A 13851-nucleotide genomic window follows, 5' to 3' on the forward strand; every position below is an offset into this window, starting at 1 on the left:
TTGGCTTAAATAAATAAAAAGAAACACATGAAAGGAATAATATTAGCCGGAGGTTCTGGCACCCGTCTTTACCCGCTTACAAAAACGGTATCTAAGCAGCTTCTGCCAATTTACGATAAGCCGATGATCTACTATCCTTTATCGGTATTGATGCTGGCTAATATTAAAGAGGTTCTTATCATTACTACACCTGAAGATTCTGAAGCTTTCAAAAAGCTTTTAGGTGATGGTTCTCAGTTTGGAATTAAGCTAGAGTATGCTATCCAGCCTTCTCCTGACGGACTTGCTCAGGCATTCATTATAGGTGAAGAATTTATTGGTGATGATTCATGCTGCCTGATCTTGGGAGATAACATTTTCTATGGCTATAACTTCTCAAAAACATTAGTAAGTGCTTCTGAAATTCAAAAAGGGGCCACTGTTTTTGGTTATTATGTGAAAGATCCTGAGAGATACGGCGTGGTAGAATTTACTGATGATAACAAAGTAGTATCATTAGTAGAGAAGCCAACAGAGCCAAAGTCTAACTATGCAGTAACAGGTTTATATTTCTATGACAATACTGTTGCCGAAAAGGCGAAGCAAATAAAGCCTTCTCCAAGAGGTGAGTTAGAAATTACAGACCTTAATAATATGTACCTTGAAGAAGGTTCATTACAGGTAGAGCTACTCGGCCGTGGTATGGCCTGGTTAGATACCGGTACACATCAAAGCTTGATTCAGGCAGGAAACTTCGTAGAATCTATTGAAGAAAGACAAGGCCTTAAAATCGCTTGCTTGGAAGAAATAGCCTTCAGAAAAGGATACATTAATAAAGCACAACTGGTGGAGGCTGCTCAGCCTTTGTTGAAAAATCAATACGGCCAGTATCTAATGAAAATAGCCGGAGAGTAATTTCTGGCTTCAATATTATCTCAGCACCTTTATAGTGATTACTTTTACTCGCTAATAGTGAGGAGTATTGTTATGAAGGTGCCATTTATAGATCTAAAAGCCCAGTACGAAATCATAAAATTTGATATAGATAGAGCAATATCAGATGTTTTAAGTGGAGCTACTTTCGTAGGCGGCCATCACCTTCATGATTTTGAAAAACAATTTGCGGCCAGTTATGGTGTAAAGCACTGTATTGGTTTAGGTAACGGCACTGATGCTATTTTCATAACCCTCAAAGTGCTGGGCATAGGGCCCGGCGATGAAGTGATCACAGCCGCTAATAGCTATATTGCAGCCTCCGCTGCTATTTCATTAGCAGGGGCCAAAGCCGTTTTTGCTGATATAGATCCTGAGTATTATACTATTGATGTTGAGGATATTAAGCGTAAGATCAATGCCAGAACAAAGGCTATTTTACCTGTACATCTTTATGGGCAGGCAGCACCAATTGATCAACTTCAGGAGCTAGCCCGGAAACATAATTTATTTGTGCTGGAAGACTGTGCACAAGCACATTTTACTGAGGAAAATGGTGTGAAAGTGGGCACAAGCAGCAATGCCTCCACTTTTAGCTTTTATCCCACCAAGAATTTAGGCGCTTATGGAGATGCCGGATGTGTACTAATCAATGATGATGAATTAGCTGAGAAAATAAGAAAATATGCTAACCAAGGTGCTTTAAAGAAGCATCAACACGATATTGAAGGTGTAAACAGCAGGTTGGATACATTCCAGGCGGCCATTTTAGGTGTTAAATTGAAGTACATCCATCATTGGACAGAAACCAGGATTAACCATGCCGCTCAATATGATAAATTGCTTCAGGCGAGTGAGAAAGTAGAGATTCCCAAGGTAAGGGAAAATACTAAGCATACCTATCATTTATATGTTATACGCTGTAAGGTAGGTGTAGATAGAGATCATCTAAGATCGTACCTCGCAGACAATGACGTAATTACAGAGGTGCATTACCCACTTGCTCTCCCCAACATGGGAGCCTATGATTATATGCATCATTCACCCAATGATTTTCCAGTGTCCAGCGATCTGCAAAATCGCATATTATCCCTTCCCATGTACGCAGAGCTCACAGATGAGCAAATACAACATGTTTGTGAATTGATTCTAAAATATTAACATAGGAGTATCTCTACGTTATATTTGTTTATCTTGCGGGCAGAAATTGAAACAAACCATTAAAAAAGTAGTTAGTCTTAAAAAAACTCTAATGAACAAGAATATATTAATTACCGGAGGAGCTGGATTTATAGGAGCCAACTTCGTTCCTTATTTTTTAGATCAGCACTCAGATTGGAATGTCATTAATCTAGACAAGCTTACTTATGCAGGTGACTTGAAAAACCTGAAAGAGGCTGAGGGTAATGAGAGGTATACGTTTGTTCAGGGAGATATTTGTGATAGAGCGTTAATCGAAAAGCTTTTTAATGAATATAAGTTTCAAGGAGTAATCCATTTTGCTGCAGAGTCTCACGTAGATAATTCTATTTTAGGACCTGAAGCGTTTATAAATACAAACATCAACGGCACCTTCACCCTGCTTGATGTGGCCAGAAAGACTTGGATGAATGAGCCTTTCAGCAAGAAAGCCGAGTTTGAAAATGCTCGTTTTCACCATATTTCTACTGATGAAGTGTATGGTACATTAGGAGAAACAGGCCTTTTTACAGAAGAAACTCCTTATGCTCCAAATAGCCCTTACTCAGCATCAAAAGCCAGTAGCGATTTGTTGGTAAGAAGCTATTTCCATACTTACGGAATGGACGTAGTAACCACGAATTGTTCTAATAACTACGGTCCTAAGCAGCATGATGAAAAGCTTATCCCTGTAATAATAAGAAAGGCCCTTGGCGGAGAAAATATTCCTATTTACGGTGATGGAAAGAATATCAGAGATTGGTTGTACGTGCTGGATCACTGCAAAGGAATTGACCTGGTTTTCCAAAAAGGAGCTGCCGGAGAAACTTATAATGTTGGTGGTAGAAATGAACGCAATAACAATGAAGTAGTAAATACCATCTGCAGTATTTTAGATGAGCTCAATCCTAAGGAAAATGGAGACTCATACAAATCTCAAATAACCTACGTAAAAGACCGCGCAGGTCATGATAGAAGGTATGCCATAGATGCCACAAAATTGGAAAACGAGTTAGGCTGGAAGGCTGATGAAAACTTCGAAACAGGCATCAAAAGAACTATTGATTGGTATTTGAAGAAGTATAATAACTAAGATTAAAGGGTGTCATTCTAAGCTACTTTTAATATTCTATTAATTATTTTAAAAACGCTCAATTGAGCTAAGTTGAGGTGCTTTACCCTGTTTTTAGGTTATTTATAACTTGTTGATTAACCAATTATTTCCATAATATTTTATAGTTTTGCGGGTCAAAACCAACCCGCAAACATTTTTTGAAACACCTTTTTATATTTGGTACTCGCCCGGAAGCTATTAAAATGGCTCCTCTCATCAAGGCATTTAAATCAGATAGTTATTTCGATGTAAGAGTCTTGGTTACAGGGCAACACAGAGAAATGTTAGATCAGGTGTTAGAATTCTTTGACATCTCACCAGACTATGATTTAAATCTCATGTCTGCTAATCAGACACTTTTTGATATTACCGCAAAGTCATTACAAGGAATCCAGCCTGTTCTAAAGGAATTTCAACCAGATAATATTTTTGTGCAGGGAGATACGAGCACTGCATTTGTAGGTTCTTTAGCAGGATTTTACGAGAAAATCAGTGTATCTCATATAGAAGCGGGATTACGTAGTGGTGACATGACCTCACCATATCCTGAGGAAGGGAATCGTAAGTTAGCAGGAGTATTGGCTACATATCATTTCGCCCCTACAGAGAGAGCTGTCTCAAACTTAACAAAAGAGGGGTATAACAGTAATATATTCATGGTTGGGAATACTGTTATTGATGCATTACTTCTAGGTTTGAAGTTAATAGAAGAAAAGGGGGAAGAGCCATACAAAGAATATTTTCAGGGAATTGATTTAAATAAGAAAATCATTCTGGTTACTGGTCATAGAAGAGAAAGCTTTGGCGAGCCTTTCGAGAATATGTGTAGGGCCATTAAAGAAATAGCTCAGGAGAATGATGTACAGGTAGTATATCCTGTTCATTTGAACCCTAATGTTCGTAGTACGGTAGGTGAAATATTGAATGGAATAGATAATGTCCATTTGATAGAGCCGTTATCATATCCATATCTGATATGGCTTATGAACAAAAGTTATTTTGTACTCACAGATAGTGGGGGTATTCAAGAGGAAGCTCCTAGTTTAGGTAAGCCTGTCTTAGTGATGAGAGACGTTACTGAGAGGCAAGAGGGAATTGATGCCGGTACAGCTCTTTTAGTGGGTACGGAAAGATCCAAAATTGTTGCTGAGGCAAATAAATTGCTTAAAAATAAAGATCATTATAAAAAAATGGCCAACGCGGTGAATCCATATGGAGATGGCACCACCAGCCAGCAGATTGTAAAAGTGTTTAGAGGATAATGGTAAGGAAATCTTTAGATATTAAGGTGGTTATGATGGGGCTGGGTTATATTGGTCTACCCACCGCAGCGTTAATGGCAAGTAAAGGCATTCACGTACATGGGGTTGATATTAATCAGAAGACCGTTGATACCATTAATAGAGGTCAAATTCATATTGTGGAGCCTGACCTTGATGGACTAGTAAGGCATGTAGTTTCTGAGGGATACTTAAAGGCTGATACCTCTCCATGTAATGCTGATGTGTTTCTTATAGCCGTACCTACACCATTTAGAGAAGGTTTTGAGCCAGATTTGTCTTATGTAGAGTCGGCGGTTAAAGGAATATTGCCATTTATTAAAGAGGGAAATCTGGTTATTCTAGAGTCTACGAGTCCTGTAGGAACTACTGAATATATAGAGCAGATTATAAATAAGGAGAGGCCGGAAATAGTTGGTCAATACTTTTTGGCTTACTGCCCAGAGCGGGTTCTTCCGGGTAGAGTAATATACGAGCTAGAGAATAACGATAGATCTATCGGCGGTATAAATAAAGACTCTACGGATAAGGCCATTAGTTTTTATCGAAATTTTGTAAAAGGTGATTTAATATCCACCAATTCCAAGACGGCAGAAATGTGTAAGCTGGTAGAGAACTCCTCACGGGATGTGAACATTGCCTTTGCAAACGAGCTTTCGATGATTTGTGATGAAGCGGGAGTAGATATTCATGAATTGATTTCATTAGCTAACAAGCATCCCAGAGTTAATATTCTATCTCCCGGACCGGGAGTAGGTGGGCATTGTATTCCTGTAGATCCATGGTTTTTGGTCTCATCCTTTCCAGGCACAACTAAGATGATTCGATCTGCACGTGAGGTAAACAATTATAAAACCGAATGGGTCATAGAAAAAATTAAAAATCATGCATTACAGTTTGAATTAGAGCACGGTAGGAAACCAATCATTGCTTGTTTGGGTTTGACATACAAAGCTGATATTGATGATATTAGGGAAAGCCCGGCTTTGCATATTGTGAAAACATTAATTAAGGATGGTCTTGAGGTTATGGCGGTGGATCCTCATGTGGAAAGTGTTAAACAAATTTCACTAGTTAATTTACAAGAGGCTGTTTTAAATTGTGATTTCGCCGTAAAACTTGTAGATCATAAATATTTTAAAGAATTAACCAACAAGGAATTTAATTCCATAATAGAATTTTAGGAATGAAAACTGCACTTATTACAGGTATAACTGGGCAGGATGGTGCTTATCTGGCTGAATTGTTATTGAGAAAAGGATATGAGGTTCATGGCGTAAAAAGAAGAGCTTCCTTATTTAATACTGACAGAATAGATCACCTCTACCAAGATCCTCACGAAAATGATGTGAAATTTAAACTTCATTATGGAGATTTAACAGATTCTACTAACATCATAAGAATAATACAGCAGGTGCAGCCTGATGAAATATATAATTTGGGCGCCATGTCTCATGTTAGAGTAAGTTTTGATACGCCTGAATATACAGCCAATGTTGATGGTTTGGGGACCTTAAGAATTTTAGAAGCTGTAAGAATTTTGGGTTTAACAGAGAAGACAAGAATCTATCAGGCTTCTACCTCAGAGCTTTATGGTCTGGTTCAAGAGGTTCCACAGAAAGAGACTACCCCGTTCTACCCGAGATCACCCTATGCTGTGGCTAAACTATATGGTTATTGGATAACAGTGAACTATCGTGAGGCATATGGCATGTATGCTGTGAACGGAATACTTTTTAACCATGAGTCACCATTAAGAGGAGAAACATTTGTTACGAGAAAAATTACCCGCGCAGCGTGTAGAATAGTTCTCGGACTCCAGGAAGCAACTTTTTTAGGTAATCTAGATTCTAAAAGGGACTGGGGCCATGCTAAGGATTATGCTGAAGTAATGTGGCTAATGCTGCAGCAAAATACACCCGAAGATTATGTTATCGCTACAGGTATTACTACTAGCATTAGAGACTTTGTGATTAAAGTCTTTAAAAAGTTGGGGGTGACCTTGGAGTTCAGTGGAGAAGGATTGGACGAGCAAGCTATTGTTGTGGACTTTGAAAATTCTAAGTGGAAGATAAAGAAAGGGCAATGTGTTGTGAAAATTGATGAGAGGTATTACAGGCCAACCGAAGTAGATTTGCTAATCGGTGACCCTAGTAAGGCAAAGAAGCAGCTTAATTGGACACCAAAATATGATTTAGATGGTTTAATAGATGAGATGGTTAAGGCTGATCTAGAGTTATTCGAAAAAGATAAGTATTTGGAAGAAGGTGGACATACTGTTTTAAATTATCACGAATAATATCTGATGTTACGAAAATATACTCCCAATATTATTATTAGTATTCTGAGGAAGGTAAAAGTTAGTTTGATAGCTTATAAAAATTATTCTTATGACGCTTCAAGGTATTTAAAATACTCAGCTTTTATCAAAAGGCACGATAATTATTCTTTTGAAGAATTGTTAGGACGAATTACAGCTTTGTACCATGTATTGGAAAAGGGAATTGTCATGGTTAATAGGAAAACTGGATTTGGAAAAGATCGTGTCTTATTACTATGCGAGTATTTAGATAAGTACAATAGGGCTGGTTTTGATAATGAAAATAGCCAATATCAAGCTGCCTTAAGAACATTAAGAACATATGTGAGAATACATGAAGAGGAAAATATAGATTTAGACTGGCTGGAAACGAAATCATTAGTTAAATTATTTCAAAGAATCTCTGAGAATAAATCTTTTAATACCACTGGTTTTCTGTTAAAAAAAGGTGAGGATATAAGGCAAGCTGCTAAGGGTGATTTTGCTTCGTTAGTTTATAGTAGACATAGTATAAGAAATTTCTCAGAGAGTAAAGTTGATATCGATAGAATTGAGTCCGCCATAAGATTTGCCCAGCAATCACCATCAGTGTGTAACAGGCAGTCTTCAAAGGTATATATATTACAGAAGAAAGATTTGGTCCAGAAAGCTTTGAATTGTCAAACAGGGAATCGTGGTTTTGGCCATTTAGTGGATACATTACTTATTGTAACATCTTCCTTACAGTATTTCAATAGCATAGGAGAGAGGAATCAGTCATTTATAGATGGAGGGATGTTTTCAATGTCACTTTTATATGCTCTTCATTACTGCGAGCTAGGTGCATGTCCATTGAATTGGTCTACTGATCGACAGGCAGATCTGGCCTTAAGGAACGTTATTGATATAGATGATGAGGATAATATTATAATGATGATAGCGGTCGGTAATATTCCAAGTGAGTTAATGGTGGCATCTTCGGCTCGAAAACAATTAAAAGAGATTATTAAAGTTTTATAGAATGAATAAAGATTCAAAAATCTATGTTGCGGGCCATAATGGAATGGTTGGTTCTGCAATAGTTCGGAAACTAAAATCTGATGGATATACTAATCTTTTGATGAAGGGGTCATCTGAATTAGATTTGCGTCGTGCAGATGATGTAAATGATTTTTTTAGTAACAATTGTCCCGACTATGTTTTTCTTGCAGCAGCAAAAGTTGGAGGAATATTGTCAAACGATAAATATAAAGCGGACTTTCTCTATGATAATTTAATGATTCAAAATAATGTTATTCATGCCGCACATGTGTATAAGTGTGAGAAACTTCTCTTTCTAGGTTCCTCCTGTATTTATCCAAAGTATGCAAATCAGCCAATTACTGAAGATTCTTTATTGACAGGTCTTTTAGAACCAACTAATGAGCCTTACGCCGTTGCAAAGATTGCTGGAATAAAGTTATGTCAATCGTTTAACTTTCAATATGGAACAAATTTTATTTCTGCCATGCCTACTAATTTGTTTGGGCCTAATGACAACTATGATTTGCAAAACTCTCATGTGCTTCCTGCTCTCGTTAGAAAATTTCATGAGGCCAAGGAGAATCGTTTGTCAAGTGTGGTAGTTTGGGGATCGGGAAGGCCAAAGAGAGAATTTTTACACGTCGATGATTTAGCAGAAGCTTGCGTTTATTTAATGAATAACTACAATCAAGATAGTATTATAAATATTGGAACTGGAGAAGATATTAGTATTAAAGATTTGGCTGTCCTTATAAAGGATATAGTAGGGTATAATGGAGACATTGTTTTTGATCAATCTAAGCCTGACGGTACTCCAAGAAAGCTTCTTAATGTTGATAAGATTACCGAAGAGGGGTGGAAGGCTAAAATATCGTTAAAATCAGGAATAATTTCTACTTATCAAGAATATATAAATCAGTTGAATGATAAAGCTTCTTGATCTTACTAAGAAAATTTCGCTATATAAAAGAGATGCAGATAAAGCAAAGATTCTAAAAAACATATCTTGGCTATTTTTTGATAAATTTGTATCCACATTTCTCTCCTTATTATCAGGCATTTTATTAGTTCGTTATCTTGGTCCTGATCAATTTGGTGTACTAAGTTTTAGTCAAAGTATTTTCATTATGCTTACTGCTATATGTAAGCTCGGCCTTGATAATATTGTTGTTAGAGAAATTGTGGAAAATGATAAACATCAGGATAGCATAATTTCCAGTGCATTCTTGATGAAGTCAATTTTGACGTTGTCTACCTACTGCATTCTGATGCTTATAGTGCTTCCCTTTGGAGTTTCAACCCCAGAGAAAATAACATTAATTTTCTGTTTAGGGTTGATTTTTCAACCTATAGGAATTTTAGATTTGTTCTTTCAGACTAGGTCTCTTTCTAAATACTTAGTAATATCAAAAGTTATAGGTGTCATTATTTGCTCATTATTGAAGTTTCTTTGTATTTATTTAGAAGCTTCCTTGACAGTAATTGCCTTAGTATTTCTTTTGGAACCAATAATTACTTTTGGAGTTCTGGGATATATTTATTTTAGTCGATCAAACCAGCTAAAATGGAGGCCGAAACTCTCTTTTTCTAAATTTCTTCTTAAGTCTTCTTGGTTACTCCTATTATCTTCAATGTCTGTAACACTTTATTTGAAAGTGGATGTAATTATGATAAAGTACTTCTTATCATTTTCTGAAGTTGGTATCTATTCTTCGGCAGTAAGAATTAGTGAAGGATGGTATTTTATACCGCAGGCAATGGTTATTTCACTTTTTCCTACAATTATAAAAGCTAAAGCAGAAAGTCTTCATAAATATTATTCACAATTGCAGAAATTAATGAATGTGATGGTGTGGCTTTCATTATTCTTAGCTCTGATAGTTTTTTTTACAGGGGATTATATAATTCACTTTCTTTATGGCGAGAAATATCAGGCCGCTTCAAGTGTGTTATCAATACATATTTGGTCCGGTATATTTGTGTTCTTAGGTTTTGTTAGTGGCCGTTGGTTGATCATTGAAAGAATGGAGTTTTATGCGTTTAAACGCAGTTTTTATGGTGCTTTGGTAAATGTAGTCCTAAATTTAATATTAATACCCCAATTCGGCATTAATGGAGCAGCCATTGCAACATTCTTTTCGATGTTTACATCGATGTATTTGGCTTTCTATATCGATCGACGAACAAGACATATTTTCTATATGAAAACGAAGTCATTATTATTTCATTCTTTATGGAAAAAATTATATCAGTATAAATGAGAGTAGGAATCTTAACATATCATCATACCACTAACTATGGAGCTACAATGCAAACTTTTGCATTATATAGTTATTTGCAAAGTCAAGGTGTTGAAGTACATATAATTGATTACAAACCAAAGGCAGCACGAAAGGCCTATTTCAAAAGTAACTTTATAAATAAACAAGCAGTTAGTAACCTAGTTAAATGGCGACGTTTTAAAAAGTTTACTCAGCAAAATTTGTCACTTTATAAATTGAGAAAGCAAAATTTTTCAGGGGTTGAAGAAATATTGAGTGATTTTGATATCATTATTTCAGGAAGTGATGAAATTTGGAATTTTGATTCGTTTAGAGGGTTTGACCCTGTGTATTTTCTAGGATTTAAAAGAAATACTCCGAAAAAAATATCTTATGCTGCTAGTTTTGGGGAAGCTAAAAATTTTCATGCAAATGAAGGAAAACTTAAAGAATTTTTAAATTCATATGATGCTTTAGCTGTGCGCGATAATAAGACGTTTGATAAAGTTGGGGAATATACAAATAACACAGTATATAAAGTTTTTGATCCTACACTACTTATAAGTTATCAGGATAAATTTAATTTAGAAGATGTACAACATTCTAATTATGTTTTAATATATGGGATTGTGGCTGAAGAATTTATTCAAAGTATTATCACTTTTGCAGATAGAAATTCCCTAATTATAATTTCTGTTGGTTACTATAATAAATTTGCTACTTATAACTATGTAGATGCTGGTCCAATAGAATGGCTTTGTTATATGAAAAATGCAAGCTTCATATATACGAATTTCTATCATGGATTATTGTTCTCTATTATCTTTAATAAACCGTATAAAGTGTTTATAATCCAATCCAAATCCAGTAAAATACATGACGTTTTGCTAAAGTTAAATTTGAAGTCTGATTATCAGCTGGATTATAGTGGAGAAAATGAAATACGTCTATTAGAGCGAGATCTTGAGGACTATACAAAGGAGTCGAAGGATTTTATTTTTAAATACATAATTGGGAATAATTTTTGAAAGTACTATTTATAACACATTACTCATCAATGTATGGGGCTAATAAATCCCTAATTAATTTAATTGAAGGTTTAAGGGTATATGATGTTGATATATTAGTTTTATGCCCAGAGGATGGGGCATTAGTTGAGAATCTGAAGAACCTTAATGTAAATCACATAGTGAGGAAATTTAGTAATGCTCATCATAAAACCACTCGTAGTTTATTTAAAGTGCCATTCAAGTTATTTAGTAACCTGATCTTTTTGTTAAAGTCTGGATGGGTTAAAGAGTTTGCTCCAGACGTTATATATAGCAATAGTTCTGTCGTTTTTATAGGGAGCTTACTTTCGTGGAAATACAATATACCACATATATGGCATATCAGAGAGTTTGGTTATTTGGATTATAAATTAAAATTCGACTTCGGAAGTTCATTTTTGACCTATTGGAGAAAAAAAACATCAAAGTTTATATGTATTTCAAATGCTATTTCTGAAACTGTTTTACCAAATGTATCAATTGAAAAGAAATTCATAATCTATAATGGTATAGTGCGAAAAATGGAGCTTGAGCAATATACTGTTAGATCTTTAAAAACTGATCAAAGAATGATTTTGGGGATTGTAGGTCTGGTTAGTCCCGTTAAAAATCAATTAGAAGCAATTCGTGCTTTTGCTATAGTTAATAAAGTATACCCCCTTACTGTACTTAGAATTATAGGTGATGGAGATGGTGAATATCTAGATTTATTGAGCTTAGAAGCTGGAAAACTTGGGGTGAGGGATTCAGTGATTTTTGAGGGATATATGTCTGACCCGTCTTCTGTTTATGATGACTTGGATATACTTCTAATGTGCTCTAGAAATGAGGGCATGGGAAGAGTAACGGTCGAAGCTATGTCGCGGGGTATACCCACAGTTGGTTATGCCAATGGTGGCACTCTTGAACTTATTAATGATGGTCAAAATGGATTTCTTTATAATAACGGTTACGAAAAATTAAGTTCAAAGGTGATGGAACTGTTAGGTAATAAGAGTTTGTATATTCAGATGAGTGAGGCGTGCTTGCGGGAGGTAGAACGCAAGTTTACAGTTGAAGAATATTCCAAAAAGGTAAGTGAAGTTTTATTTGGTCTGAAAAATTAGCGGTTAATGGCAAATGAATGTGTAAGTATAGTAACTATAGTTTATAATAATAGAGAGTATATTCAACAAACAATTGATAGCGTAGCTTCTCAAAACTATCCCAATATAGAGTATCTCGTTATTGATGGTGGATCAACAGATGGCACAATAAATATTCTAAAAAAGAATGATAATAACATTGCTCATTGGATCAGTGAGAAGGATAGAGGAATTAGTGATGCATTTAACAAAGGCTTAAGGTTTTCTAGTGGGGCATTAATAGGGTTTTTAAATTCTGACGACTGGTATGAGCCAGATGTCATAAATAATATTATGTCTTTTGCTTCTGAGCACGAATGTTTAAATAAACCTTGTGTATTATATGGGAAAACATATCGGGTTTTGAAGGACGGACAGAGAATAAATAAAAAGAATAACACCATGGGCTGGCATGTTTCGGTGCCTTTTAGTCATTGTTCATCATTTATTACAAGAGAATATTACGAGCAATATGGAGATTTTGATGATAAGTTTAAAATAGCGATGGACGTTGATTTCTTGATGAGGGGGCTGGGTGAAGCAGAGTATATTGAAATGCCAATGTTTGTGGGAAATCAGAGAGATGGTGGAGTAAGTGATAAGAATAGACTTAATGGGTATAAGGAATACTTTAAAATCGCGGCATCCAAAGTAGGTTTTTTAAACGCTTTAGTAGGTTTCTTAATTAAGCTGAGTATTCACTATCTAAAGAAAAGGAAATGAAATCATTGCTCTACTATTTTATTAATAATATATTAAATAAGATACCTTCAAGGAGGGTTCGTATGATATTTTATAATATCCTTTCCAAAGGAAAAATTAAAAAGTCTGCTACTATTGGTCTTAATGTAAGGATATTAGACATTCGAAATGTTGAAATTGGGGTTCGAACTAATATCAATTATGATAGTATAATCGATGGTAGGGGTTCTGGGGTACAAATCGGTAATGATGTTGATGTTGCACCTCAGGTAAATATATGGTCCTTAGAGCACGATCCCAAATCTGATATTCATTCTTCAAGAAGTGAAAAAGTGGTAATTAAGGATAATGTGTGGTTAGCCAACAAGGTAATCATTTTACCTGGTTCTTATATTGAGTCTGGTGTGGTGATTGGAGCAGGAGGAGTTTTTAAGGGACGAGCTTTAAGGAATGGGATATATGTTGGAAATCCTGCAACAGTAAAAAAGAGTCGACCCCAAGATCCTACATTTAAGCTTACAGCTATTAGACGATTTAGATGAATTATAGCACGTTACTTTTTCTATTGGTCCTATTAAATTCATATGTTATAGATGTGGCCTTGCTACCGTTAGTTGTAGTCTTCTCAATGCATAACGGACTAAAATTAAATCTAGGCTTTAACAACATCGTATATTTGATTCTAATAGCGCTATTTTACATATTAGCACTTTTTATTGGAGGTAATGATATAGATTATGACCAAGCCCCTCATCTGGTAATAATCTTAATTTTAACAGTTTTAGCTACAGATTATAAATTTAGCCTTAAGAACATTGTAATTTTATCTAAAGGTTTTCTAATCATTAATGTATTAATCATTGTGTATTGTATTTTCTATAATCAAATGGATATTGCATTTATTGAAG

Annotated in this window: 13 protein-coding genes; all 13 read left to right on the forward strand. The window is 35.3% G+C overall.

Translation table 11 applies throughout. From position 1 onward, the window contains the following. Positions 1-27: 27 nt before the first annotated feature. Positions 28-894: a glucose-1-phosphate thymidylyltransferase RfbA gene (gene rfbA, locus LVD16_RS05360; RefSeq protein WP_233772826.1), complete on the forward strand. Its 867-nt coding sequence runs from the start codon at positions 28-30 to the stop codon at positions 892-894. Positions 895-951: 57 nt separating this feature from the next. Continuing rightward, positions 952-2073, forward strand: a complete 1122-nt coding sequence (locus tag LVD16_RS05365) for a DegT/DnrJ/EryC1/StrS family aminotransferase (RefSeq protein ID WP_233772828.1) — start codon at positions 952-954, stop codon at positions 2071-2073. 91 nt (positions 2074-2164) lie between these two features. Beyond that, positions 2165-3184 (forward strand): dTDP-glucose 4,6-dehydratase, encoded by a 1020-nt coding sequence (gene rfbB, locus LVD16_RS05370; RefSeq protein WP_233772830.1) that lies wholly within the window; start codon positions 2165-2167, stop codon positions 3182-3184. A gap of 179 nt (positions 3185-3363) precedes the next feature. After that, positions 3364-4467 carry a non-hydrolyzing UDP-N-acetylglucosamine 2-epimerase gene (wecB, locus tag LVD16_RS05375; RefSeq protein WP_255697845.1) on the forward strand — a complete coding sequence of 368 codons (1104 nt, stop codon included), beginning with the start codon at positions 3364-3366 and terminating at the stop codon, positions 4465-4467. Beyond that, positions 4467-5669, forward strand: coding sequence for a UDP-N-acetyl-D-mannosamine dehydrogenase (wecC, locus tag LVD16_RS05380; protein ID WP_233772833.1), 1203 nt, complete (start codon positions 4467-4469; stop codon positions 5667-5669). Before wecB ends, wecC begins: the two co-directional genes overlap by 1 nt. Before the next feature lie 2 nt (positions 5670-5671). Continuing rightward, the gene (gmd, locus tag LVD16_RS05385) at positions 5672-6784 is read left to right on the forward strand and encodes a GDP-mannose 4,6-dehydratase (protein WP_233772835.1); all 1113 of its coding nucleotides are present in this window, start codon (positions 5672-5674) and stop codon (positions 6782-6784) included. 6 nt (positions 6785-6790) lie between these two features. Further along, on the forward strand, positions 6791-7804 hold the full coding sequence (locus LVD16_RS05390) for a nitroreductase family protein (RefSeq protein ID WP_233772837.1): 1014 nt from the start codon (positions 6791-6793) through the stop codon (positions 7802-7804). A gap of 1 nt (position 7805) precedes the next feature. Next, on the forward strand, positions 7806-8747 hold the full coding sequence (fcl, locus tag LVD16_RS05395) for a GDP-L-fucose synthase (RefSeq protein ID WP_233772839.1): 942 nt from the start codon (positions 7806-7808) through the stop codon (positions 8745-8747). Further along, positions 8731-10068: a flippase gene (locus LVD16_RS05400; protein ID WP_233772841.1), complete on the forward strand. Its 1338-nt coding sequence runs from the start codon at positions 8731-8733 to the stop codon at positions 10066-10068. The genes fcl and LVD16_RS05400 overlap by 17 nt, the downstream gene beginning before the upstream one ends. After that, positions 10065-11096, forward strand: a complete 1032-nt coding sequence (locus tag LVD16_RS05405) for a polysaccharide pyruvyl transferase family protein (RefSeq protein WP_233772843.1) — start codon at positions 10065-10067, stop codon at positions 11094-11096. Before LVD16_RS05400 ends, LVD16_RS05405 begins: the two co-directional genes overlap by 4 nt. Then, a complete protein-coding gene (locus LVD16_RS05410) occupies positions 11093-12223 on the forward strand; it encodes a glycosyltransferase family 4 protein (protein ID WP_233772846.1) in 1131 nt (376 codons plus the stop codon). The genes LVD16_RS05405 and LVD16_RS05410 overlap by 4 nt, the downstream gene beginning before the upstream one ends. 6 nt (positions 12224-12229) lie before the next feature. Further along, positions 12230-12964, forward strand: coding sequence for a glycosyltransferase family 2 protein (locus tag LVD16_RS05415; protein ID WP_233772848.1), 735 nt, complete (start codon positions 12230-12232; stop codon positions 12962-12964). A gap of 62 nt (positions 12965-13026) precedes the next feature. Continuing rightward, positions 13027-13485 carry an acyltransferase gene (locus LVD16_RS05420; protein ID WP_233772850.1) on the forward strand — a complete coding sequence of 153 codons (459 nt, stop codon included), beginning with the start codon at positions 13027-13029 and terminating at the stop codon, positions 13483-13485. Positions 13486-13851: the final 366 nt, after the last annotated feature.

Source organism: Fulvivirga ligni (assembly GCF_021389935.1).
Lineage (GTDB): Bacteria > Bacteroidota > Bacteroidia > Cytophagales > Cyclobacteriaceae > Fulvivirga > Fulvivirga ligni.